25 protein-coding genes and 1 pseudogene are annotated in these 25580 nt (G+C 37.7%); 7 read left to right on the forward strand and 19 right to left on the reverse strand.

All coding sequences use genetic code 11. From position 1 onward, the window contains the following. Nucleotides 1-86: 86 nt before the first annotated feature. The 17 genes and pseudogenes from NT145_06690 to NT145_06770 form a co-directional block, all read right to left on the reverse strand. Nucleotides 87-656 carry a nucleotidyl transferase AbiEii/AbiGii toxin family protein gene (locus NT145_06690; protein MCX5782374.1) on the reverse strand — a complete coding sequence of 190 codons (570 nt, stop codon included), beginning with the start codon at nucleotides 654-656 and terminating at the stop codon, nucleotides 87-89. After that, entirely contained in the window at nucleotides 653-856 is a 204-nt protein-coding gene (locus NT145_06695; protein ID MCX5782375.1) for a hypothetical protein, read from the reverse strand. The genes NT145_06690 and NT145_06695 overlap by 4 nt, the downstream gene beginning before the upstream one ends. Beyond that, nucleotides 853-1236 carry a preQ(1) synthase gene (gene queF / locus NT145_06700; GenBank protein ID MCX5782376.1) on the reverse strand — a complete coding sequence of 128 codons (384 nt, stop codon included), beginning with the start codon at nucleotides 1234-1236 and terminating at the stop codon, nucleotides 853-855. Before queF ends, NT145_06695 begins: the two co-directional genes overlap by 4 nt. Nucleotides 1237-1612: 376 nt before the next feature. Next, the gene (locus tag NT145_06705; GenBank protein MCX5782377.1) at nucleotides 1613-2200 is read right to left on the reverse strand and encodes a MarC family protein; all 588 of its coding nucleotides are present in this window, start codon (nucleotides 2198-2200) and stop codon (nucleotides 1613-1615) included. 11 nt (nucleotides 2201-2211) lie between these two features. Next, a complete protein-coding gene (locus NT145_06710) occupies nucleotides 2212-3846 on the reverse strand; it encodes a hypothetical protein (protein ID MCX5782378.1) in 1635 nt (544 codons plus the stop codon). Nucleotides 3847-3884: 38 nt separating this feature from the next. Beyond that, nucleotides 3885-4772, reverse strand: coding sequence for a hypothetical protein (locus NT145_06715; GenBank protein ID MCX5782379.1), 888 nt, complete (start codon nucleotides 4770-4772; stop codon nucleotides 3885-3887). Nucleotides 4773-4961: 189 nt separating this feature from the next. After that, nucleotides 4962-6668: a hypothetical protein gene (locus tag NT145_06720; GenBank protein MCX5782380.1), complete on the reverse strand. Its 1707-nt coding sequence runs from the start codon at nucleotides 6666-6668 to the stop codon at nucleotides 4962-4964. Nucleotides 6669-6697: 29 nt separating this feature from the next. Next, nucleotides 6698-7516, reverse strand: coding sequence for a hypothetical protein (locus NT145_06725; GenBank protein MCX5782381.1), 819 nt, complete (start codon nucleotides 7514-7516; stop codon nucleotides 6698-6700). A 131-nt stretch (nucleotides 7517-7647) separates the two neighbouring features. Then, nucleotides 7648-8823 carry a class I SAM-dependent rRNA methyltransferase gene (locus NT145_06730; GenBank protein ID MCX5782382.1) on the reverse strand — a complete coding sequence of 392 codons (1176 nt, stop codon included), beginning with the start codon at nucleotides 8821-8823 and terminating at the stop codon, nucleotides 7648-7650. Between the two features lie 305 nt (nucleotides 8824-9128). After that, nucleotides 9129-10361: a serine hydroxymethyltransferase gene (locus NT145_06735; protein ID MCX5782383.1), complete on the reverse strand. Its 1233-nt coding sequence runs from the start codon at nucleotides 10359-10361 to the stop codon at nucleotides 9129-9131. 143 nt (nucleotides 10362-10504) lie between these two features. Then, nucleotides 10505-10924, reverse strand: a pseudogene (locus NT145_06740) (L-threonylcarbamoyladenylate synthase). 122 nt (nucleotides 10925-11046) lie between these two features. Continuing rightward, nucleotides 11047-12252 carry a bifunctional glutamate N-acetyltransferase/amino-acid acetyltransferase ArgJ gene (gene argJ / locus NT145_06745; protein ID MCX5782384.1) on the reverse strand — a complete coding sequence of 402 codons (1206 nt, stop codon included), beginning with the start codon at nucleotides 12250-12252 and terminating at the stop codon, nucleotides 11047-11049. Continuing rightward, entirely contained in the window at nucleotides 12252-13274 is a 1023-nt protein-coding gene (gene argC / locus NT145_06750) for an N-acetyl-gamma-glutamyl-phosphate reductase (protein ID MCX5782385.1), read from the reverse strand. The genes argJ and argC overlap by 1 nt, the downstream gene beginning before the upstream one ends. A gap of 80 nt (nucleotides 13275-13354) precedes the next feature. Then, nucleotides 13355-14044: a 16S rRNA (cytidine(1402)-2'-O)-methyltransferase gene (gene rsmI, locus NT145_06755; GenBank protein ID MCX5782386.1), complete on the reverse strand. Its 690-nt coding sequence runs from the start codon at nucleotides 14042-14044 to the stop codon at nucleotides 13355-13357. Nucleotides 14045-14138: 94 nt separating this feature from the next. Next, nucleotides 14139-15389 (reverse strand): HD domain-containing protein, encoded by a 1251-nt coding sequence (locus NT145_06760; GenBank protein ID MCX5782387.1) that lies wholly within the window; start codon nucleotides 15387-15389, stop codon nucleotides 14139-14141. Between the two features lie 20 nt (nucleotides 15390-15409). Continuing rightward, on the reverse strand, nucleotides 15410-16993 hold the full coding sequence (locus tag NT145_06765) for a DUF1957 domain-containing protein (protein MCX5782388.1): 1584 nt from the start codon (nucleotides 16991-16993) through the stop codon (nucleotides 15410-15412). A 134-nt stretch (nucleotides 16994-17127) separates the two neighbouring features. Further along, nucleotides 17128-17991 (reverse strand): DUF4912 domain-containing protein, encoded by an 864-nt coding sequence (locus NT145_06770; protein MCX5782389.1) that lies wholly within the window; start codon nucleotides 17989-17991, stop codon nucleotides 17128-17130. A gap of 239 nt (nucleotides 17992-18230) precedes the next feature. Here NT145_06770 and NT145_06775 point away from each other — a divergent pair, with 239 nt between their 5' ends. The 7 genes from NT145_06775 to rlmB all read left to right on the forward strand — a co-directional run bounded on the left by NT145_06775 (nucleotide 18231) and on the right by rlmB (nucleotide 24245). Then, entirely contained in the window at nucleotides 18231-18728 is a 498-nt protein-coding gene (locus NT145_06775; protein MCX5782390.1) for a tetratricopeptide repeat protein, read from the forward strand. Continuing rightward, nucleotides 18725-19561: a shikimate dehydrogenase gene (gene aroE, locus NT145_06780; protein ID MCX5782391.1), complete on the forward strand. Its 837-nt coding sequence runs from the start codon at nucleotides 18725-18727 to the stop codon at nucleotides 19559-19561. The genes NT145_06775 and aroE overlap by 4 nt, the downstream gene beginning before the upstream one ends. 1 nt (nucleotide 19562) lies before the next feature. Then, the gene (locus tag NT145_06785) at nucleotides 19563-20579 is read left to right on the forward strand and encodes a PIN domain nuclease (GenBank protein MCX5782392.1); all 1017 of its coding nucleotides are present in this window, start codon (nucleotides 19563-19565) and stop codon (nucleotides 20577-20579) included. Between the two features lie 219 nt (nucleotides 20580-20798). After that, nucleotides 20799-21464: a 2-C-methyl-D-erythritol 4-phosphate cytidylyltransferase gene (gene ispD / locus NT145_06790; protein MCX5782393.1), complete on the forward strand. Its 666-nt coding sequence runs from the start codon at nucleotides 20799-20801 to the stop codon at nucleotides 21462-21464. 119 nt (nucleotides 21465-21583) lie between these two features. Beyond that, complete coding sequence (gene ispF / locus NT145_06795) at nucleotides 21584-22057, forward strand: 2-C-methyl-D-erythritol 2,4-cyclodiphosphate synthase (protein MCX5782394.1); 474 nt, start codon at nucleotides 21584-21586, stop codon at nucleotides 22055-22057. Nucleotides 22058-22128: 71 nt separating this feature from the next. After that, a complete protein-coding gene (gene cysS, locus NT145_06800; protein ID MCX5782395.1) occupies nucleotides 22129-23520 on the forward strand; it encodes a cysteine--tRNA ligase in 1392 nt (463 codons plus the stop codon). Next, nucleotides 23517-24245, forward strand: coding sequence for a 23S rRNA (guanosine(2251)-2'-O)-methyltransferase RlmB (gene rlmB, locus NT145_06805; GenBank protein ID MCX5782396.1), 729 nt, complete (start codon nucleotides 23517-23519; stop codon nucleotides 24243-24245). The genes cysS and rlmB overlap by 4 nt, the downstream gene beginning before the upstream one ends. A 32-nt stretch (nucleotides 24246-24277) precedes the next feature. On the opposite strand, the gene NT145_06810 is transcribed toward rlmB, so the two are convergent. Both NT145_06810 and NT145_06815 read right to left on the reverse strand, forming a co-directional pair. Further along, nucleotides 24278-24769 (reverse strand): four helix bundle protein, encoded by a 492-nt coding sequence (locus NT145_06810; GenBank protein MCX5782397.1) that lies wholly within the window; start codon nucleotides 24767-24769, stop codon nucleotides 24278-24280. A 58-nt stretch (nucleotides 24770-24827) separates the two neighbouring features. Beyond that, nucleotides 24828-25559 carry an RNA methyltransferase gene (locus tag NT145_06815; protein ID MCX5782398.1) on the reverse strand — a complete coding sequence of 244 codons (732 nt, stop codon included), beginning with the start codon at nucleotides 25557-25559 and terminating at the stop codon, nucleotides 24828-24830. Between the last annotated feature and the right edge of the window lie 21 nt (nucleotides 25560-25580).

A 25580-nucleotide genomic window follows, 5' to 3' on the forward strand; every position in this document is an offset into this window, starting at 1 on the left:
AAGAGCAGTAGAGCTGAAGAGCAAAAGAGCGCTTTTTATTTCTTATATTCCGCTTTAACTGTTGTCATGATTTTACAAAAAAACGATTATTTATTGTTCCCTATTTCTTTTCTCAAGTTATTGAATTTTCTAACTAAATTTTCCCCTTTCGATATTGTCTCAAATTCTTTAAGCCATTTAATAATATAGTCAAAATCTATGGTGGCCGAATACCTTATCAAAATGCCTTTTACATCTTCCGCGTCTATGGGTCTTCCGGCAAACATTTTATGCACAATGACATCCTCTTTTGACGCAAATCTAACATTATACTTATCTATTTTAACACGAATTGCCCTTTTTATAGCCTGACTTTCGTATGGCGTAAAGGAAAAAATAAAATCCACCCTGATATGTATTTCGGTATCTTCACATGGAAGAACACGGGTTTTAGATACAAAACTTTCCTCATCTTTAACCAATACCCTTAACTTAAGTTTTGTAATTATATCTAATATTTTAGAGTGTTCCTCTGAATCTATGCCAAGCGTTATATCTATATCCCTGGTAAGTCTGGGATTTCCATAAAGCAAAACTGCCTGCCCTCCGATAATCATATAAGGCACTTTTTTTTTGTCCAGTTCGCGCGCAAGACTGTTTAAAAGCTGATTTATCATTTTTTAGCTCCATTGAGCATTTTCGCTATCTTCTTATCAACTTCTATTCCTTCTAAAATTGTTTTGCTACTAATAGCCCCAAAAAAAACTGCTTCTTTATGCAAATTTTCATAAATTTTTAGTGCCTGCCCGTAAGAATATTTCTTAGTTTTTAATAATTGCCTTTGAAATTTTTCAAAAAGTTCAATATTTTTAATCATTTTTTATATTCCGCTTTTACTGTCGTGGTTATTCCGCCGCGCGGATTGAAAACAAGCTCTACAGTCATTGATTTGGGTTTAACAGTTTTAACTAAATCTTCTAAAATCTTGTTTACCGCGCTTTCGTGGACTATTCCAACCATGCGATAGGACTGCAGATAATATTTCAAAGATTTAAGCTCAACAACAACCGTATCCGGAACATAATTTATGTTCAAGTAAGCAAAATCGGGCAGGCCTGACCACGGGCAAAGGCAGGTAAACTCCTCGCTTTCAATATTGATATCTATCCTTTTGCCTTTGTATTGGTACGGCATTACTTCAAGCAGTTCCGGGGATACTTTATTAAATACGGGTTTATCAGATATCTGCTTTTTCATTTTTCCTCTTTTTCGTCTATTTCCATTCCCTTATGCCGATTTCCGAGACAGTGTCTCGGAAATTATTTTCTGTTTTTTCAGCTTTAAATAATACAAGTAGCGCTAAATCTGCCTCTTTCAAATAGGCTAGACACCGTATAGCCTTTTCTATTGACTATTCAGATGTTCCCCTCTTTTACAAAGAGGGGTGAGGGGAGATTTATTACTGTCAAATACCTCTCAATCCGGCACTCCCCCCTATCTTTTTCAAAGGGAGAAGTTATACAGGCTGCGGGGAATTATCAAGTCAACATAGCGTACCGCTGTAGCGCGCCCCTGTTCAATAACTGAAGAAATTTCATTAATTAGCAGAGAATATTTCTGCAATTTCATTTTTCTAAAATCCTTTAGCTATAAACAGCTCTATTCCTTTCCGGACCACCATTACGCCGATTGATGCCAAGATTAAACAGGCGAGCTTGGACACCGTTTTTGCACCGGGCTTGCCAAGCAACTTATTAATAGTGTTGGATAAGTAAAAAAGAACTCCAGCGATAATTACATTGAGTATGACCACGATCATCGTCAAAATGTATCCGTACTGGCTCACTAAAAGCAGGCTGGTAGTTAAAACCGCCGGACCAACTATTAACGGCACACCTATAGGTACCGCACCGACGCTTTCCGGATCAACATTCTGGACCTTCTTTTCCACCGCAATCATATCGTTTAGCGAAATAACAAAAAGGAGCACTCCGCCTGCGATCATGAAATCGGATACGGTAATTCTTAGAAGAGCTAATATCCATTGACCGAGTAAAAGAAAAGTGATGCCTACAACCATTGCAGTGATTGTAGATTGAATAATTGTTTTTCTTATCGCAGGCCTTTTCATTCCTTCGGTTAAATTCATAAAAACAGGGAATGTTCCGAGAGCATCTACTGCAACAAATATGGGCACAAAACAAAGCCAGAATTCTAACATTTTTTCTCCCTTTAGTTAAAACTTTTATTTTTTGCTTCGTTTTTCAATCCAGTTATCTGGTACAGCAAATCCTGTTTTTCATCTTTCACAACTACAAATAAATCATATCTTTCAACAAATGAAGCAATTTCTTTTGCCTCTAGGCCGGGATGCCGGATATTCAGATCTTTTATGTTTGCCGCTGACGGTTGAAGCATTTTAGAATCAACATAAATCTTATACCCTTTTTTGATATTTAAATCCACTAATTTTTTTAAGTTTATAAAATATTCGGCGTAATTATTGTTTGCTTTTTTAAGCTCCTCCGATAAATATATTGCATCAACCTTATAAGGAACAAAATAATTATAGTGCGCCATTTCACGATAAGAAGATATGCCTAAATTAAGAATCAACTGATTCTCTTTTGGCCGGTTTTTAAGGAAATCAGTAATTAGCAACATGCCGTTTGAAGAAGCCTTTGTTTCAGACATAATGAATCCGAAGAAATTAAAGACAAATAAAAATGAAACAAAAATACCCAAAAATATTCTTTTGACAATTTCCTTGGCGCTTATTTTTTCAATTAAAAAACCCATTATTAAAATCAAAGGGAATAACAAAAACAAGGCAAACTCTGAATTACCCGGGTCCCACCAAGTATTAAAAGCTCCGAACATCAAAATCCACAATGTCATTGCCGCTATTTTCCAATTTAAAGAATCGCATATTATTCGAAAGTTTTTAATTGCAAAATAGAAAAACACTATGCCTGAAACTGCCATTCCGGCAAAGAGAGCCGTAAGATAAATATTGCCAAAAGATATATTTCCTTTTAGCAAACTTTTCAAGAACATCTCTTCGCCGCCACCCCCATAAAAAACATGGAACAAAGCTTTTAAAGATGCTTTGATATTCGACATGCCATGCCATATCCCCCATTCTCCTTGATGAGCATACCTGGTTAACCAATAATTAAAATCTCTTGCTGTTCTTATGCCTTCAACAAAATACCCCACAAACATATATACGCCAGCCGTTAAAACAAAAGAAATTGTGGAATAAATAACTATCGTTTTAATTTTATTTTTGAGGTCAAGCTTTGATAGCAATATGTAAAAAATCGCAAAGAAAAAGAAAAATATGCTGATTTGGTGATACAGCATTGATAAAGAAGTGCTTATTGCCGAGCATGTAATCAACAGAAGTGTCGGATTATTCACCATTTTATCTGTGAGCAGAAGTGAAAGAGCAATAAAAAATAAGGTTGATATATATACTTCGGGATTGGATACATTAAGCCAAAAACCGTATGAGAAAACTATAACAAAAGATAACAAAACCGCAATGGTTTTATCTTTTAGAAAGGATTTAGCATACAGATAAAAGAAATAAACAGTTAGGCTTCCGAAAATCGCATTCATAATCTGCATCGGATAAAGAGCTCCGCCGGAATATCCCAAAAGTCGAAAACATTTATGGAATAAAAATCCTGTAAGATTAAATAGCAGATGATGCGGATGGAAAGATTTCCATCCTGACCCGACCGCGCATACATATAACAATGCGTCACCGGTATAGCTCTTAATTATAAAAATTGAAAATAGTAAAAATATACTCAAAACTAATGAAAAATCAAATAATTTATTTTTATTTTCTAATTGCATTTATTCTTCCTTTTTCCTTAAAAATGAAACATCAGATTTTACATTTTCATAATAAATGCCAACTTGTAATAGGCTGGACGAATATCAATAGTGTTTCCGCTGCCCGTTGAATCTGTAGTTCCGGAATGGGAGTGATCTCCTGAAGAATTAGTTAAAGCTGTTCTACTTTGCGATGCACCATCGCCATAAGCAAATGTACTTGCCCCACCAGTATTTCCATATAAATTGGCTGTATGAGAATGTCCGCCTGGTGAATTTGTTGTAAAAGGATGGGAGTGGGCTGGTAATTGTCCAATTGCCAAAGTAATCGAATGAGATCCACCAGTTCCACCAGGATTCTCGCTTGAGTTAGCCACAGATAATATAAACCTATCTGTTAAATCAGGAGTTCCTCCTGTTCCATCACAAAGATGCCATCCTGACGGGATATCAGTAATTAGCCCCGACCACATTCCTATAAATCCTTTCGGGACCATATAATAGGTCGTGCCGGCGCTGAATGTTTTAAACTCTCCCACACTACTCAGATTTCCAACTGCCGACCCGCCTATCGTCATTGTGATGTCATGACCAGCATCTTCAGAAAAACCTTCGGAGGTTTGGGAATGCAAAGAATACATTTGTGCTGTTATTTTTTCCCTGGGCGACAATATTTTTGAATTCACCGTAAGTTGGATCCAATAATCTTTACCGCGCCAATCTACATTTGGCGTTAAAATATAACTAAAAATCCCTGAAGACACGCTTACACTCTGAGTCCCTGACGACCACGAGGCTATACCACCTGATGCTGCCGGGTATATTTCAAAAACCATACTTCTTGACCCATTAGCCGGCTGGCCATATTCTTTGAGCCGTCCTTGATAAACAATCTCATTGGGAACATCTGCAAATAGTATGCCCCCCCCCCATAACCAAAGCGCCAAACAAGATTAACACTGCCGTAATTTTTTTCATTGAAACCTCCGAATTAAAATATTAAGAGACATGGATTCCTCCGCCGTGGCGGACGAGAATGACAAAGATCCTCGGTGCCAGGCATTAACTTGTTGACTTATTAATACCCTTACTCCGATTACTTGTTCCCTATTTTTGAATAAATATATCAGTCAATCCTATTTTAGCAAAACAATTGTTGGATTAGTTAAAGGACCCTCATCGACAATATCATATGTCGGCTCCGAATTACCAAATATTTTTACTATTTTATACTTTTTCTGAATTTTTTCTAACATAATTTTATAGATTTCTAATTTTTCCAATCCTGGAACATTAGAAATATCTTTATTAGTAGGAGAATAAAGGATCAAACCAATATATTCATCTTTTTTTAATTGTTCAGGAATTTGACTTAAGTTGCTAAACGGCAATAAACTGTAATCCAAAGTATTAGGCAGTGAAAAATTATGATAATCGTAAAAAAATACTTTAACTTTGTTTTTTAATACATAATCAGCGAAATAGTCCCTGGATTCTTTTGGCCATTCGTTTGAAAATTTTCCTTTAAATAACGAGTTAATTCCGCTTAATACAGCGGCATAAGGATATGTTCTCAAAGTTCCCAATAAAAGCACAGCGGAGAGCAATATTTTTATATTTTTGGGTGACCGCTGGTATAAAAATATTAAAGGAAAAATAATAAATAAGGCGGCCGGTAACAACAGAAAAGCCAGATGTCTCTGAAACATTTGCTCACTCATGTTTACGATTTTATAAAATGAATAAAGATAAAATACCGCGAATCCACAAAATGCATAAACATTAGTTTTTATCATAAGATATATTGATGATATCACCAAAATGATAAGCGAAATTGCCGATAAACTTGTTAGCAAATTGACATCCCTCAGAAATTCTAAAATATAATTTAATCTGCCTATCCAAGCGCCATCAACTGTACTCGCGTTATTTAACATTTCCAATAGCCATTTTCTATAATCAGGAGAAGACAGCCAAGACGCTGGATTGATAATCAAATAAGGCAAAACAATTGCCAAAATTAATACGATCCATTGTTTTTTGTTCTTTATGCATCCAGAAATTATTTGTTCTAATGCCAAAGAAAGAGGCAAAAACATTATATAAGCTGCATTTAATTGAATGGCAACAGTTGATGAAGCAAAAACTGCACAGGCAATCAGCCAATAAAATTTAGATTTGTTTTCTTTTGCCAAAATCGTTTTAAGAAATAGAATGGTTGTTATTCCCGCAAAGATAACTTGATGAGAAGTAGGAAGCATCTGATTTGAATAATAACCCAATATTCCTGACCTATCAAACCACAAATTGAACGCTAAACTAGTAGGCCAAAATGCTAATGGCAAAAGAAATAAAGTGCTTAGCATGACAAAAATCATGCTCCCGAAAATAAACAAAATAATCGCTAACACTTTTGTAATATATATTGGCTTGACGGGAACAATCTTTCTAGTAATTGGCCAATGCGTCCTACCCTGTGCCTTATCCAACATATAATACATCGGTTCTTGCCTGGTTATTTTTTTGTATATCGAAAAAACCAAAGTATATGGATATACGGCAGTTCCGCCGTATTTAAAAAAAACTGGATTTAATTTGTATTTAAGCGCATTTATTCCAGCATTTATCGCGAAAGGTTCATCATATTCACCAACATAATAAGGCTTATCCATCGGAATATCATAAATTAAATGTACCCTTGAAAAATAGAAAAGACCAATTAGAATTAAAAATATTGCCAATATTGCTTTGGATATTATTGGAGTACCTTTTGATTCATAAGCAATGAATTTATGGTAAAAGTTAATAAGAGATTTGCCAAAGGTTTTAATAATATTAAACATAATTTATCCTCGCGCTCTATTTTAAGAATCTATTGCTTCATAATATACGCCAAGGAATAAAATGGCGGTCGATTTTCATGAGATCCTCCTCCCCCAGTAGCATCTGTACTTAAAGCATATGATGGCCCTGAAAGCCTAAAACCATTAGTGGAACCTCCTTCAGTATAACTCATAGTCCACATTGTAAAACCATGCGAATGGGAAGGCATTTGAGCTGCTGTTAATGTTACGCTTTCTGCACCACCAGTATCTGAAACATTATAGCTGCTACCCGCCCCGACAATGAATCTATCTCTTAAATCCGGTGTTCCATTTGTTCCGTCGCACAATGCCCAACCTGAAGGAATATTGGCTATTGTCCCCGACCAAATACCTATAAAGCCCTTTGGAACCATATAGTAGGTTGTATTTCCAAGAAACGCCTTAAACTCGCCATCGCTTTTTAGAACTGCCTTTGTCTGCGAACCGATACTCATGGATATGTCTGCTCCTGAATCTTCAGAAAGATTTTCCGCGGTTTTTGAATGCAATGCAAACACCTGGGCAGTTATTTTTTCTCTCGGAGATAATTCTTTGGAATTCACTGTAATTTGGATCCAGAAGTCTTTCCCTCTCCAGTCTACATTTGGGGTTAAAACATAACTAAAAATTCCTGAAGATACATTTACACTTTGCGCCCCGGATGTCCACGACGCTATTCCGCCTGATGCTGCCGGATAAATTTCAAAGACCATACTTCTGCTTCCGGAAACCGGCTGACCGTATTCTTTAAGCCGGCCCTGATAGACTATCTCATTGGGAACATCTGCAAATAGTATGCCCCCCCCCCCCCATAACCAAAGCGCCAAACAAGATTAACACTGCCGTAATTTTTTTCATTGAAACCTCCGAATTAAAATATTAAGAGACATGGATTCGTCCGCCGTGGCGGACGAGAATGACAAATAATGCAGGCAACAAAAAACACTAATAAATCTACTCAAATAACTTCCAGCACTGCAAATTTTAAATATTCCGTTTCGGGCATTGAAATTAATATGGGGTGGTCTTTTGCCTGTAATCCCATCTCCAAGATACGAACCTGCTTGTCAGATTTTGCGCAAGCGTCTTTCAACATTTCCCTAAAATCAGACTGAGAAAGATTATGTGAACATGAACTAGTTGCAAGGATCCCGCCCCCGCTAAGCAGTTTTAAAGCGCTGGTATTCAATTTCACATACGCTTTAAATCCCGCATTAAAATCTTTTTTACTTTTTATCAGTGCCGGCGGGTCGAGGTTTATTATATCAAATTTTTCTTTCTCTGCCTGAATATCGGAAAGATAATCTGATGTGTTACCCAATATTCCGTTAAATTTTTCTTTAAAAGCGTTTAAATCCGCATTTTCTTCCGCTTTCTCTAAAGCTGATTTTGAAGAATCAAGCCATATTACTTCTTTCGCTCCGGCTTTTAACGCGTAAATCCCGAAAGCCCCTGTATGACAAAAACAATCCAAAACCTTTTTTCCCTTGCAATATTTTGAAAAAAGATGCCTGTTGTCTCTTTGATCAAAGTAAAAACCGGTTTTTTGCCCTGATGAAATATCTACCCAAAACGAAATTCCGTTTTCTTCTATTTTTATTTTATCAGGTATATCTCCGTAAAGAATTTCCGTTTTTTCTTCCAAACCTTCTAATTTTCTTAAAAAAGAATCGTTACGCGCAATTATTCCGGCGGGGTTAAATACTTGTTTCAAGGATTCTATTATTTCGTTTTGATTTTTTTCGATTCCTGCGGAAAGAAACTGCAGCGAAAGGTAACGGGCATACTTGTCTACGATAAGGCCGGGAATTCCGTCTGATTCTCCGAAAAAAGCCCTGAAAGATTCCAAATCAGGATAGATAGTTTTTCTGTATTCAAGCGCTTTTGAAATCTTGCGGGTCCAAAAAGCTGTATCAATATTTTCTTGAGATTTTGTGATCAGCCGAACCGCAATAAGAGAACTCGGATTAAAAAAACCTTTGCCCAAAAATCTCTGCAGGTTGTCGTAGGTGTCTACAATATCGCCTTTGGAAGGGCCCCCCTGTATTTCCCTTATTTCATTAGAAAAAACCCACGGATGCCCGCTGTTTATTCTTTTTTCTTCGTTTCGTTTCAAAAATACTTTTTTTGACATCCCTTTTACCGCCTACAAAGTAGGGACAGCGCCCATTTATTTTTCCTCTTTTCTCGCAAATCTTTTTTATGATCTGAATCAATTGAAAAATCTATCAAAACAAGTCGTCTTTGCGAATCCGAAGGATGAAGCAATCTCGCTTTTCCAACTAAAACACCAAGATTGCTTCGTCGTCTCGCAAGACAGGACTCCTCGCAAAGACATCCCAGAGGGGGTTTTTCAATTGGCTCAATCTGACGAATTTTAATTTTTTATTATATTTTTATGCTAAATAAATGGGCGCTGTCCCTACTTTCAAATATCCCTCAATAAAGAGGGAATTTTTTGCAAAGTTTTATTACTTCGGATTTGATATTTTTAAGAATGTTTTCGTCCGATCTGTTTTTAAGAGTTTGTATAATCCAGCCGGCTATTTTATCCATTTCCTGTTCTTTCATACCGCGCGTAGTAATCGCGGGCGTGCCTATCCTGATACCGGATGCAACCATAGGCTTTTCGGGATCATAAGGTATGGCGTTTTTGTTAACGGTAATTCCTACGCTTTCTAATACTGTTTGAGCTTCATTGCCTTTCACGCCCAAAGGCCTTAAATCAACTAAAAACATATGACAGTCGGTTCCGCCGGAAACTATTCTTAAACCGCCTTGAACCAAACTTTGGGCAAAGACTTTAGCATTTTTCAAAACTTGTTCCTGATATTTTTTAAATTCAGGTTTTAAAGCTTCTCCAAACGCCACCGCTTTTGCGGCTATTACATGCATAAGCGGGCCCCCTTGAGTTCCGGGAAAAACCATCTTGTCTACTGCTTGAGCATATTTTGTCTTGCACATTATCATGCCGCCTCTGGGGCCACGCAAAGTTTTATGCGTTGTAGTAGTAACAATGTCAGCGTATTCAATAGGCGAAGGATATATACCGGCTGCGATCAATCCTGCGTAATGGGCGATGTCTGCAACTATAAATGCACCTATGGAATCGGCTATTTCCCTAATTTTTTTCCATTCCCATACCCTTGAGTAGGCGCTTGCCCCGGTAATTATTAATTTAGGCTTATTTTCTTTGGCAAGTCTTTCCATCTCATCATAATCAATTAGTTCGGTGTCCTGCCTGACGACATATGGAATGACTTTATAATATTTCCCTGAAAAATTTACTGGGCTTCCGTGAGTAAGATGCCCTCCGTGAGCCAAACTCATACCCATCATAGTATCGCCGATATTAATAAGTGAAAGATATGCCGCAATATTTGCCTGCGTCCCTGAATGGGGCTGCACATTTACGTGTTCCGCGCCAAAAAGTTTTTTAGCTCGTTCTATGGCCAGGCTTTCCGCCATGTCCACAAACTCACATCCGCCGTAATACCTTTTTCCCGGGTAACCTTCGGCATATTTATTGGTCAATACCGACCCTTGAGCTTCCAAGACCGCTTGCGAAGCATGATTTTCCGAAGCTATCAACTCAAGAGTAAATCTTTGCCGTTCAAGTTCTTTTTCTAATACATTATAAACTTCAGGATCTTGTTTTGATATTGAACTCATCTTAGCTCCTTTTTAATGCAGGTTGAGATAACTACTGGTTAAGACTTAGAAAAACATATATTTCAATCAACCTAAACCTTTCGTATTCTTAACCTGCTGTTTATTAGCCTTAACCTGTTTTTCTCTAAACATGGGTTCTCAACCTAAGTTTGTCCCGCTTTCAACCTGTCTTTTTTTTGCAGGCACTCAAGTAACTCGTGCCCTGGCACGCAGCCTTTCCGGACAATAACATAAGGAAATTTTTGCATATCTATAACTGACGATTCCTTACCAACTTTACATTCTCCGCCGTCAAGTATAAGATCAACTTTACCTTTAAAATATTTTAAGGCTTCCGAAACCTTTCTTGAGCTCGGCTTACCTGAAATATTTGCACTGGTAGTTGCAATGGGAAATCCGAAAGATTTAACCAACATTGAAACGATATTATCTTTTGGTATCCTGATACCCGCGTCTTTTCTTCCGCCCATGGCAATTTTCCCAAGATGTGTTGTAGGAAGAACAATTGTCAGCGGCCCCGGCCAAAACTTTTCAATAAGTTTTTTTGCATCTTCATTTATTTCTACAAAATTTAAAAGACTTCTGTCTTCATTTTATTTAACAACGTATAAAAGTTTAATCTTATTGAATAATTTATTAAAGCTTTTTCTTTTTAACTTTAAACTTTATAACTTTCATAACTTTTCTAACTTCGATAGCTGGCATTAATTTTTACATAGTCAAAAGAAAAATCGCAAGTATAATATTTCGCGCTTTCTTTTCCCGAATTTAAATTTACAGTGATTTTTATTTCCTTGTTATGTAATATCCTTTTAGTTTTTTCTTCAGAGAAATTTGCGCCTATGCCTTTTTTTGCAACGCAAACATTACCGATCCATACATCAACTTTTTCAGGTTTAAATGATACTCCCGACCTGCCGGCAGCCGCCATTATTCTTCCCCAGTTTGCATCATTACCGAATATAGCGGTTTTAAAAAGAGGTGAAGTCGCTATGGTTGACGCTATTTTTTTTGCGCCATTTTTATCTCTTGCGCCATTAACTTCTATTTCAATGAGTTTGGTCGCTCCCTCTCCGTCTCTAGCAAGTTTTTTTGCAAGATCAAGACAAACTTTTAAAAGGTTTTTAGAAAAAATATCAAAGGCTTTGCCTGATTCGGCAATAAGAGAATTTCCGGCTGCCCCGTTAGCAAGCAAAAAGACAGAATCATTTGTTGAAGTATCTCCGTCCACGGAGACGCAGTTAAATGATTTTTCTATAGAGTTAGACAGGGCTTTTTCAACCGCTTTATTTGATATATTTGCATCCGTCAGTATAAAAGAAAGCATGGTCGCATGAGGTTTTTTAAGATCAGGATGAATCATGCCGGCGCCTTTAACGCATCCCCAGATATTTATTTTTTTGTTCCCTATTTTAAAAGATCCGCTGGAAATTTTAGTAAAAGTATCAGTGGTCATAATAGCTTGCACGCAGGATAGCTCGTCTTTTTTAGAAAAGCCGATTTTGCCGGATAGTATTTTTATCCCTTTAGATATTTTTTCTATCGGCAAATGTTTTCCTATTACGCCGGTTGAAGCTACCAGGAAATTTTCTTTTTTCACTCCCAAAGATTTCCCGGCAAGGCCGCACATTTCTTCGGCATTTTTAAATCCTTTGAGCCCGGTACAAGCATTGGCACAGCCGGAGTTTGCAATAATTCCGCGAACATTTGTCTTATTCATCTTTAAATGTTTTTGGCTTACTAAAACCGGAGCAGCCTTGCAAAGATTAGACGTAAACATACCATAAGCTTTGGCTGGTTTTTTGGAATATAAAAGGGCAAGGTCCTTTTTTTGAAACTTTTTTGCTATCCCGCAATGAATACCGCCCAAAAGAAAATCTTTAGGAATCATTATTTTAAGCCTTCCTCTTCGCCAAGGTTAAACATAATATTCATATTTTGCACAGCTTGCCCCGAAGCGCCTTTGATAAGATTGTCTATAGCAGAAATTACTATGAGCCTGTTAATCCTGTCATCAACTTTAAGCCCGATTTCACAAAAATTCGTGTTTACTACATTTTTTGTTGACGGGAGTTCCCCTTCTTTTAATACTCTAACAAAAGGCTCATTTTTATAAAATTCCGAGTATAAAGAAATTATATCCGCAGTAGATATCTTCTTTTTTAAATCCAAATATATTGTAGACAGCATCCCTCTTTCAATAGGGATTATATGCGGGGTGAAAGTCAATACAACTTTCTCACCTACAACTTTAGAAAGCTCCTGTTCTATTTCCGGTATGTGCCTGTGAATACCGCCAATATTGTAAGCCCTGAAATTTGGATGCTCTTTTTGAAAATATTCTTCAGCGGCTTTTCTTCCGGCACCTGAAATACCGCTTTTAGAATCGACTATTAAGGAAGAACTTTCAACAATATTTTTCTTCATGGCCGGCGCGCAGGCCAAAATTACGCTTGTCGGATAACATCCCGGATTTGCTATCAGCTTGGCTTTTTTTATTTTTTCCCTGTAAATTTCCGGCAAACCATAAACCGCTTCCGTTAAAAGATGCGTGGCAGTATGTTTTGAACCATACCATTTTTCATAAATCTGCCCGTCATTAAGCCTGAAGTCTGCCGACAAATCTATGACTTTTTTACCCGCTTTTATTATCTCGGGAACAATTTCAAATGAAATTCTGTGAGGCAAAGCAAGAAAAACCACATCGCACTTATCGCTTAATCCCTTGATGTCTAAAGGCTCGCAATTAATATCAATTTGGGATAAATTCGGATATATTTGTTTTAACGGTTTTACTTCAGAAGAAGTCCTTCCCTGCAATACGGAAATTTTAACATTCTTATGCTTTAAAAGAATTTTCAGCAGTTCTTCCCCTGTAAAACCTGTTATCCCGATAATTCCGATTTTGATCATATCTGCTCCCTGATGCTATTTAAAACAATGTTTGAAGTTTAAAAATATTTAAAAGTTATTTTTCTAATCTTTTTAACTTTCTAAACGCCTTTGTCTTTTACTGCAGAAATTATTACTACAAACTCCCCTTTAAGTTTTCTGCTGCCGACAGTTTCTATTACTTCCTTTAAAGTGCCCCTTATAAATTCTTCAAATGTTTTTGTCAGTTCCCGCGCGAGCGCCACTTTCGTGTCTTCGGAAAATATTTCAAGACAAAGTTCCAGTGTTTTCTTTATTCTATACGGCGATTCATAAAAAACGATTGTTTTATTAAGTTCAGACGCTTTTTTAAGTTCTTTTTTAAGTTTCCCGGCTTTTCTTTTTAAAAAACCTAAAAAAATAAATCCGTCGGTAGGAAGGCCCGAACCTACCAGTGCGGTAACAACAGCGCTTGGACCCGGCAATGAAATAACCGGAATTTTTTCTTCAACAGCTTTAGAAATAAGAAAATAACCGGGATCCGAAATTCCCGGTGTTCCGGAATCAGAAACCAGAGCAATAGTTTTACCTGATTTTAATCCTTCAATTAGTTCCGGAATTCTTTTATTCTGATTAAATGTGTAAAAGCTGACCAATTTTTTTTGTATGTTAAAGTGATTTAACAATTTTACGGTCTGCCTGGTATCTTCGCAGGCTATAAAATCTACCTTCTTTAAAATATCCAGAGCGCGAAGAGTTATATCGGCCAGATTACCGATCGGTGTTGGAACCAGATATAGTGTTCCTGCCATTTTTTGAGCCCTAAGCTTTCAGGAATAAATTTTTTTACTGCTCTTTTGTTCTGTTTCTAGCTGAAAGCTGATCGCTTATTGCCGACAGCAATTATCATTTCTTTTCTTCATTCAAAGCCTGCAAAAAAGCATCTACCACTTTGGGGTCAAACTGTTTTCCCCTGTTGTTTATAAGCTCTTTGATAGCATCTTCTTTTGGATATGCTTTATGATAAGGCCGGTCAGTCGTCATGGCATCATAAGCGTCAATCACCGAGACAATTCGTGAGCCTAAAGGAATTTCTTCCCCTGCAAGACCGTCAGGGTACCCTTCCCCATTATACCACTCATGATGATGGTGAACCATCGGGGCAACCGGAGATAAAAAAGCTACCGGTTCTATTATGCGGTTTCCTATTACCGGGTGCTTCCTTAAGGCCTCTTCTTCTTCAGGCTCAAGTTTTCCGGCTTTATTTAAAATCTCTTCTTTTATCCCGATTTTTCCTATATCGTGCACCAGGGCCGCATATTCAATATGCCGGATAAGAGGTTCGGGCAGATTCAATTTTTTGCAAATCAGACGGGCATATTTTCGCGCTCGGTCGGCATGCTCGTGGGTATACGAATCCTTTGCATCTATCGTTCGGGCAAGAGCCTGTATTATTTCTAAGTAAAAGTTCTGTATGTTGTCATAGAGATCAATATTTTCAAATAAAAGCGCGGACTGGTCCGCAAGAACCGACAACAGAAGCATATCTTTTTCTTCAAACTTTTTGCCATCATCCGGGCTATTAACATTTAATACGCCTAATACCTTGTCACGTACCCGAAGCGGCATTGTAATGAAAGAACTTGAAGTATAGCGTAAATTATCATTAGGCTTTAAGAATCTTTCGTCTTTTTCTACATCTTCAACAAAAATTGCTTTGCCGGTCTGAGCTGCCCTGCCGGAAATGCTTTCTCCCAATTTTACTTTTATAGCGTTCACGATTTGATCATTTATCCCTCTTGAAGCAATTATGTTAAGTTCGCTTTTAGACGGGTCTATCAGCATAACAGAACCTGCGGCCGCATGTGTTATTTTACAGCCCAAATCAACTATTGCTTTGCCAAGAACTTCTTTAGTTCCGATTTCTATCGCTGACATTGTGAACTCATGAATTTCCGTCAGCCTGGAAGAAAGCCCGTCAATATCAATTACTAAGTTTTGTAAGTTACCTTGAGATTTTTTAAGTTTTTCTAATGCCTTATTTACTTCTATTTTGACCCTTTTGCGTTCGTAAATTATCGCTAACCACATTAACGCAAAAGCGCCCAAAAAAATAAGCAGCTCGCGGTCAGCAAAATTCAGATTAGTTATAGCCATAATATTTTAATTAAACAAAATTACAGATATACCCTGTAATCTATTTCGGGGAAGATATTATTTTTATATTCAAGATGCCCCAAAAAACCCTCGTCTATTGAGTTTGAATTAATCTGCTCATAAAGTCTTGTAAAATTTGATATATGGTCACGAGTCCTTTTTTCAGCGTATGCAACCATTGTTCCTGCTGTCATTATAAACGCCCAGTCTGATGACTGTGCTAAAAGAAGCTCTCTTGCGGCCTGGTTTAGCGCTCTTCTTTTCATTCCCGAAGCATCAGGATTGGATGAGGCTAGTTCCACCATTCTGTCTGCAGCTTTATGCAGATGGCGGTAAATCCAGTCATTCGTGCCGTTAAGCCAGACTTCATAATATCCCTTGTCGCCCCAGCTTGAAGCAGCCGGTGTTAATACCTGATTTTTGGGATACTTTTGAAGATATTCAGAAGGCGTTATCATTGTGAAAACATTCTGGTCGTAATGAATTTTTCTGAACAAAAAGTTCAAAAACTGGGGCCCTTCAAACCACCAGTGGCCGAAAAGCTCGGCGTCGTACATTGAAACAATCAGGGGCTCTCTTCCCAAAACACCGCTGAGATATTCTATCTGCTTTTCGCGGTTGAACATAAAATTTGCCGCATGCTGAGCAGCTTTGTTTGATGCCCATTCAGGATTGTAGGGATGTTTCTGACCCAACGGGACTTTGCCTGTAATCCTGTGATATTTCAAACCGATGTTTCTTCTGACCCCGTCGGAATGAAGATAAGGCCTGATGTAATCATACTCTAAATCATACCCTAAATCCCTGTAAAATTCCCGGTAGTCAGGGTCTCCCGGATAGCCGGTTTCAGCGCTCCATACTTGGTGGGCCGTTTCAAGATCCCTTCCGAACGCCGCAACCCCGGTAGGGCAATATACGGGAGCGAAAACGCCGAACCTTGGGCGCGGAGTGCCGTAAAGAATCCCGTGCGCTTCAAGAAAGAAAAATCTCAAGCCCTCTTTTTTAAGTTCCCTGTCTATCCCCGGATCATAAGCGCATTCGGAAAGCCAGATACCATTAGGTTTTTTCCCAAAATGTTTTTCATAATCCTGGACAGCCACTTTAATCTGAGCCCTCATAGCTCTTTCGTTTATTTTTAAGGGCATAAATCCGTGCGTTGCGCAGCAGGTAATAATTTCCAGTTTTCCCGCATCCTGAAAGTCCTTGAAACCGAACAGTATATTCCCGTGATATTTTTCCCATATCCTGCGCCCCTCTTTAAGCATTCTTTCATACATCAGCGCGGTAGAGTGGTATTCAGGAATTGTATTGGTACGCCAGACTTCCTTTTCAGAAAGTTCAATGAGTTTGTTAAGACGCTCATAGTACCTGCTTTGAAGCAAAGAGTCGGAAAGCATTCCTACAAGAGGCGGGGTTAAAGTCATAGTAACTCTAAAATCAACGCCGTCTCTCATTAACGATTCAAACACTGACAATAGAGGCAGATAGGTTTCAGTTATCCCTTCATAAAGCCAGTCTTCTTCTAGAAAATCAGGGAACTCCGGGTGACGGACAAACGGAAGGTGAGCATGAAGCTGAAGACACAAGTAACCCTTAGGTTTCATAAAATCATTCTCCGATCGATTTCCAGAAATTGTTTTCTAGAAGTAAAATAATTTCTTCAAATTAGCACTGAAAAAAACAGATCTCTGCCGAGATCTGTCCTGAACAATTAATTCTAAAATTTTAAATAAAACGCCTATTTGGCTTTTCGTTCAACGTGGAAAGTTATTTGCCTTTTCATTTTTCCATCTGCCGAAGTGGCTTCAATGGGATATTCCTGTTTGCCGTCAGGCAAATAAAATCGGAGTGAAAAAGAACCGTCAGGATTCAGCCTAACATCTTTTCCCTGAACGGTCAGCTTTGCATTTGATTCTGTTGCTCCGTACACAATCAGTTCGGTATCAGCCCTAAGCCAGAACCCTTTTGCTTTTTCTTCCGGAACATTGATTTTTCTCCAAGAACTTGCGCCCATCGGAGAGCCGGGCAAAGATATTGATACTATTTCCTCCCAGCGTTCGCGCATAAGCTTTGCTACATCAAAAGAACTTTTTCCTATCTTATCCACGCCTGAAAGCCTCAAGAGCCTTTCAAATTCCTGTTGAAGCATAGCCCACTGTTCATCCGTAATAGGGGAAATTCCCTGGCGCGGCATGATGATTACATTTGATCTTACAACTGTTACGAATTTTCCGTCCGGGGTTATAATGCCAAGATCAACACACCAAGCCCTGTTTGCTTCTCTGACATTTATATACCAGTTTTCAGCCCAGTAGTCTATTGAAATATCAAAATATTTGTGGTGGTTTGACCCATTAAATGTTACCCCGGTCACATCGTAAATCCGCAGCGTCCATTTGCTTGAATTATAATTTTGCTCGCCGAGTTTTTTGCTAAGGTCAGAAAATACTTTGGGAGGAACTTCCCAATATGCATACATCCACATCGGATCTCTTGGGAGAATAATGATTTTTGTATCACCATAATTTCTGGGCAATCCGGTTTTATCCACAAAAGGATAGGATTGTTCACCTTTTATTTTTGAACTAGAGTCTTCATACATAATAGCCTCCCTTGGCCAAAATCTTTTATGGCCAAAGCTAATAATTATTTATTATTATATTATTATCTATTTTTGGAAAAGACAACAATAATCCCAAGATAATTTAATTTGATTTTAACTTTTTATATTTGAATTGTCAAATAATTTTTCGATTTCAAAAATCCGTAACAATATAACAATATTTTATAAATAAAAATTGACACTTTGCTCACTTTTTTGATAAGATTCTCATACCTAATATGATATTTTTAAAGATTTTTGCAGGCATTGTTTTTTTCTTTTTAGGCTTAATTTATTTGTATAAATCGGACCTAGTTTTAAGCCTGAACCGCATCGCACGCGAAATAATATTTAATGACCGGATTATACTTCTTAAGCGCAAAAAGCTTGCAATCTTATTCTTTTGCTTATCTTTTATAGCACTTTATATGGGCTTTACTTCGCTAGCCAATATGCTGGAAGATGAAAATGAAAAAAGATTGACCAGCATGAGTGTTGATCACTTGATGTATACGGCGATGCAGGATTACTGCACCGGAAAGTTTGATAAAGCTTTAGAAAAATATAAGACAGTTCTCAAATCCTATCCGGGCAACACTGAGGCTTTAAAAAGAATAGCATATACATACCTTGCGGCGGGCGATAAAAACAAAGCAAATCAGACATGGCAGCGCCTTTCAAGAATTGTCCCGAACGATAAAGAAATAAAAGGAAACTTAAAAGAATTCTCCAAATGAATATTACAGGCCAAACTAAAATTTTCGGTATTTTCGGCTATCCCATAAAACATACCCTTTCTCCGTCAATGCATAATGCTGCATTCAAATCTTCTAATCTTAACTGCATGTATATCCCTTTTGAGGTTGATCCCAAAGATTTAAAAAATGCGGTCCTGTCCTTAAAATCGCTTAATATTTCGGGCATTAACGTTACTGTTCCCCTCAAAGAAAGGATAATTCAATATTTGGATAAAATTGATCCTTTGGCAAAAAAGATCGGCAGTGTCAATACTGTAAAAAATGTAAACGGTAAATTAGTCGGATATAATACCGATGGAAAAGGATTTCTTAAAGATCTGATGAACTGCGGATTTAATCCTAAAAGAAAAACCGCTTTAATCATTGGTGCCGGCGGCGCCGGAAAAGCGGTAGCGTCTGCATTATCCTGGGCCGGGGCAAAAAAAATATATATATCCGACAAAAGAGAAACTCTTGCTGAAAAACTTGCAAGAAAAACAAAAAAAGCAGTATATGTACCCTTCAAAATATGGAAAACTAAAATTCAAAACACTGATATTTTAGTTAATGCGACTCCCGTAGGGATGCATAAAAAAGACCCCGGCCTTATTGATCCGAAATTTCTGAAAAAAAATCTTTTCGTCTATGATCTCGTTTACAACCGGGAAACAAAGTTGCTAAAGGATGCTAAAAAATTAAAGTTGAAAGCTTTTAGCGGACTCGGCATGCTTTTATCGCAAGGTGCGATATCATTTGAAATATGGACCGGAAAAAAAGCGCCGGTTAATGTTATGAAAAAAACCTTGCTCAATTCTTTAAAAAGGAGTGATTAAATTGATTATCTGGCTTGCAAGAATACTTATTCTTTTAGCAGGGCCTACAATAGCCTATTTCCAGGTTTCTAAAACACTTAACGCCGCTTTGATTGGTTTTACCCTTTCATTGATAATTATTATAGTTGAACTGGTTATACAATCAATCCCTCTGGATACACTGATTATCGGAATCCTAGGCATCGTGCTTGGCTTAATTATAGCCAAACTTCTTGATTACACAATTTATCTTACTGAAAACCAGAAACTCTATGAAATTGTAAGAGATTTTAACCTTGTAATTAAAATCATTTTTGCTTACTTAGGCCTAGTGATAGCAGTTCACAAAAAAAGCGAACTAGACCTCTTAGACAGAGATATTTTCAAAAAAGGCGCGCGAAAAAGATCCACCGACGTAATTATTCTTGACACAAGCGCTGTTATTGACGGTAGAATAGCCGATATTGCTGAAACAAAATTTATATCCGCAGTCTTAGTTCTTCCCCGTTTTGTTTTGGAAGAACTTCAGAAACTTGCCGATTCATCGGATAACCATAAAAGGATGCGCGCAAGAAGAGGCCTTGATATTATTGCACAGCTTCAAAAAATGGAAGAAGTGACCGTAAAAATATTTGACAAAGACTATCCTGAGATAAAAGAAGTTGATAAAAAATTATTGCTTTTAGGCAAGGACCTCCAGGCAAAAATAGTTACCACTGATTTTAACCTTAATAAAATTGCAACTCTTCAGGGTGTTACCGTTTTAAACATTAATGATCTTTCTAATTCGTTAAAACCTGTATATCTTCCCGGCGAAACCATGATGATTTTTCCGGTTAAGGAAGGAAAAGAGCAGAAACAGGCTGTAGGGTATTTGGATGACGGGACAATGGTCGTCATAGAAGACGGAAGAAGATATATAGGAAAACGAATTGAAGTAACCGTATCATCAATTCTGCAGACTTCGTCAGGCCGCATGGTGTTTACCCATCCTGCAAGCGAATCCAACAAAGACTATTCAAACGGTTCACCCCGTTAGAAATAGTTAGATTATTAAAAGAGTCATCAACGAAAGATATTGTAAATAATATTTTTTAATAAATTCATAAATTAGTAAAAGTTAAGCTATTTCTGGGGTACACCCCGTTAGAAATAGTTAGACTATAAGTAGAATTATCAACTAAAGATATTGTAAATAAATTTTTCATAATTTCATAAATTAACTAAAGTTAGGCTATTTCTAACGGGGTAAAGCACAATGAGCGCAGCTGCCATAATTGTTGCCGCAGGATTAGGCAAAAGATTCAGCCCCGATATTCCTAAACAGTTTGTAAAACTTAACGGAATCCCCGTATTTTTATGGAGTGTTTTCGCTTTTAAAAAATCAAAAATATTCTCGCAGATAATTGTAGTGGTCCCAAAAAATTATCTGCTACAGCTTGGGCCCTATGCTAATAAATATGATATTGAGCTGATAGCCGGAGGAAAAGAAAGATTTGACTCTGTAAAATCAGGGCTTAGGAAACTAAAGAAAAATATAGAATACGTTGCGATACATGACGGGGCAAGGCCTCTTATAAAAATTAAAGAGATTATTGAATGTTTTAATGCGGCAAAAAGATACGGTGCAGCGATAGTTGCCGTGCCGGCAAAAGATACCGTAAAAAAGGTAAACGCTTCATCATTTATTGAAAAAACTATTCCGCGCAATTCCGTGCGGCTTGCCCAGACTCCGCAGATTTTCAAGAAAACTTTAATTCAAAAGGTTTACTCAAGAAAGATCTCCCCTAAAACTACCGATGACGCCCAGCTTATTGAAATAGTCGGTGGAAAAGTAAAAATTGTTAACGGGGATTACAACAATTTAAAGATAACCGAGCCAAGGGATTTAAAAATAGCTGAGTTGCTTTTGAAATCAGAATAAACCCCGCAGAAATTTTGTTTCAAACGATTATGTCACAATTACACAAGGCCGATAAAAATAAATGAAGTATTAAAAGCCAGCAGATTTTAAAATTTTATTTACAGGGTAAAGAGGAAAAAATGCTTGTTGGAATAGGATACGATGCACATCGTTTTAAAAAAGGAAGAAAACTGATTTTGGGCGGAATAGAAATTAAATATTCTTTGGGCCTTTTTGGCCATAGTGACGCCGATGTTTTAGTTCATTCTATAATGGATTCCCTTTTAGGCGCTGCGGGAATGGATGATATCGGGCATTTGTTCCCAAACGATGACCTGCGCTACAAAAATATTTCAAGCATAATACTTCTTAAAAAAGTGATTGAAAAACTTAAATCAAAAAAATTTAAAATAAAAAACATTGATTCCGTAATAATTGCTGAAAAACCTAAAATTTCTCCTTTTATTTTACAAATGAAAAAAGTGTTGTCCAAAGCGCTTTCCCTGCCAAAGGAAAGAATAGGAATAAAAGCAACCACTAATGAAGGAATGGATTTTATAGGCCGCGGGGAAGGTATTGCCTCAATATCTATTGCCCTGATCGGAAAGAAATGAAGTTCCATTTTCTGAGACGATCAAAACAGGCACTGAAATAATTCAAAAATCTCGATAAGGATAAAATGTCAATAAAAATATTTAATACGATTTCTAAGAAAAAAGAAGAGTTTAAACCGCTTAAGAAAAATAAGGTAACAATGTATGTCTGCGGCATTACGCCCTATGATGAAGTTCATCTGGGCCATGCCCGCGCATATGTTACATTTGACGTTATCAGACGGCATTTTATAAACTCCGGTTATAAGGTAACTTATATCCAAAATTTTACGGACATTGATGACAAAATAATTAAACGGGCTAACGAGCTGAAAGTCAGCCCTAAAAAGCTGGCTGAAAAAAACATAGAAAACTACTTCCTTCAAATCGGTAAACTTAATGTTTTATCCGCCGATAAATACCCGAAAGTAACCGAATATATCCCGCAAATAATTAAGTTCATAAAAAAGCTCATAAAAAAAGGGGCTGCCTACATTTTAGACGGCGATGTGTATTTTTCGGTGCGCAATTTTCCGGATTACGGCAAACTTTCAAAAAGAAATATTGAGGATTTGAAAAGCGGCGCAAGAGTAGAAATAGATGAAAATAAAAAAGACCCTTTAGATTTTGCGCTCTGGAAAAAATCAAAGCCGGAAGAACCGGCCGAAGTATCGTTTGACAGCCCCTGGGGCAAAGGCCGCCCCGGCTGGCACATAGAATGCTCGGTGATGTCAACTACTATTCTCGGGGACACAATTGATATACACGGCGGCGGACAGGACCTGATTTTTCCCCACCATGAAAACGAGATCGCACAGACCGAAACCGCGACTGGTAAACCCTTCGTCAGATACTGGATTCACAACGGTTTTGTGACAATAAATAAAGAAAAGATGTCTAAATCCCTCGGCAACTTTTTTACCCTGAAAGATATATTTGAAAAATACGAGCCGCGCGTGGTAAGATATTTTCTCCTGTCCCAACACTACCGGAGCCCGATTGATTTTTCCGAAGAGAAGCTGCTGGCAGCAAAAAACGCGCTCGCAGGGCTCGACAATACCAGCATAAAGTTGAAGACCATGTTTACGAACATCGGAGACCTTCCCTCAAAAGAAGAATTGAGTGACGAGAAATCAAAAGCAAAAAGCAGTTTCCTTGAAGCTCTAGACAACGATTTCAATACAGAAAATGCACTTTCTGAACTGCACAAACTTAAATACGAAATGCACGGAAATCCTGACCGGGCATTCTATAACAAAGCATATAACACTCTGAAAATGTTAATGGAAAAATATATCGGTATTCCTTTGAGAGAATCTGAAGCAATCCCCGAAAAAGTGATTACTCTTCTTTCCCAACGAGAGGAATTCAGGAAACAAAAAGATTGGAAGAAATCAGATCAAGTGCGTAAACAGATCGAACAGTTGGGATATGGAATAGAAGATAATCCGAATGCAAAATCAACTGCGTACAAGAAAATATGAGTGAATATATCTCCGGGCGAAACCCAGTTAAAGAACTTCTTAGAGCCGGCCAAAAAACTGTAAATAAAATACTTCTTTCAAATCAGGCCCGGGGTTCGGTGATTGAAGAAATAGTAAAGTTAGCAAAAGAAAGAAAAATTCCTATCCATAACGTTCCGCCGATAAAGCTGGACAAACTTTCAAAAGAAAATAACCAAGGCGTAGTTGCAGAAATAACATCGGCCTCTTATCTGGACATTGATGAGCTGTTAAAAAAAGTTCAAAGTGACGCAAAACCTTTTATCGTGATTTTGGACAATATAGAAGATCCTCACAATCTGGGCGCGATAATACGTAGCGCGGTTACTTTCGGAGCAAACGGTATTGTGATAGGTAAATGGCGTTCAGCGGGGCTTACGGATACTGTAAGCCGGACTTCGGCGGGCGCAAGCGAACATATTCCAATTGCGCGAGTAACCAATATCGCGGAATGCGTCAGTCAGCTCAAAGAAAAGGGATTTTGGGTGGCAGGCGCTGAAGGAAACAACAAACCTATTGAAGAAGAAAGATTTTCATTTCCTCTGGCTCTTGTTATCGGAGGTGAAGGAAAAGGCATATCAAGATTAGTCAAAGAAAGATGCGATATTTTAGTATCAATAGCTCAAACCTCAAAAATATCTTCTCTTAACGCTTCTTGCGCGGCAGCCGTTATTCTTTACGAAATTTACAAACAGAAAGCAAGATGAATGTTTTGAATATTATATATCAAGCATGGATTTCAATTTTGAGAATTTTCTTCCGGGCGTATATACTTTTTTAATGACCTTTCAAACTCCTTGCGGCCTTTTTCCCTTTCAAACGATTGTTTTGATTTCTCATTTAAATATCTCTGCCCCTGAATTGCTGTGTTCTGCATAGAATTAGCCCACCCGCGGATCTGGCGGGAAATTGCTTCAACTGATGATTTCAAATTTGAAATTTGAGATTTCAGATCATCAAAAACCGGCATCTGCTCCAAAACAGCTAATATTGACCTGACCTCTCCGGCAGAACCCCGTGAATAATATAAAAACGTTATTAATTCTTGAGTTGTCCCGCGTTCAAAACCTTCGGCGATATTGTTGGAAACAGAAAGAGCTGCCCGCTGAAGCTGATTTGCTATATCTCCTTTAAAACGGAATCTTTTATCTTCAGTTAACCTAAAAACTTCAACAACCAGTCTGATTCCATCTTTCCACACCGGTACGTCCTCAAATCTTTCGTATTTCATAAATTACCTCTTTTCAAATCTCAAATCTGATATTTAAAATTTGATAGGTTAACATTATCTAACGGATAGACGCACAATATAGCAAAATCCCCGCCGAAACCGCAGCATTTAAAGATTCAACATTTCCTGACATAGGTATTGAAATTCGTTTTTTTGCAAAAGGCAGAAGCCCATCAGCTAAGCCTCCCCCTTCGTTACCTATAACTAGAATAAAACTTTCAGGCCATTTAAAAGAATTAAGGCTTTCACCGCGAATGTCTGCCGCAATTACCGTAAAAGGTTTAAGCTGTGAATATTCATTAATTTTTATAATTTCAAGTTTTTCCAAGCTTCCGGCTGAAGCTCTTACAACTTTTGAAGAAAACGGATCAACTGTTCCGCTCAAAAAAATTATCCCTTTTAATCCAAAAGCTGCCGCCGTTCGTATAATAGTCCCCATATTTCCCGGATCCTGAAGACGGTCAAGAAAAACATATCTTGAAGAGGAATCTATTTTTGAAGAATCAAAAAGAATAAGCTCCGCCACACCCAGCAAACCCTGGCTATTTTGGGTTGCGCTTACGCTTTCAAATACTTTCTTTTCAACTAAAAACATGCGGTCAAACTTTATTTCTGGAATTTCAACTCCTTCGCAAACAAAAAGGTCTTTAACTTTTTTCAAATCGCCCAAAGCAAGCCGGCCTTCCACGACATACGCTGATTGTTCGTGCCTGAATTCCTTGTCGTTAAGAAGCTTTCTGAGCCTTACTATATTAGAGTTAGCTTTTGAAGTGATCTTTTCCTGCCTCATATTCCACCTGGCTATGTTCCA

The organism is Elusimicrobiota bacterium, from assembly GCA_026388075.1.
Lineage (GTDB): Bacteria > Elusimicrobiota > Endomicrobiia > Endomicrobiales > JAPLKN01 > JAPLKN01.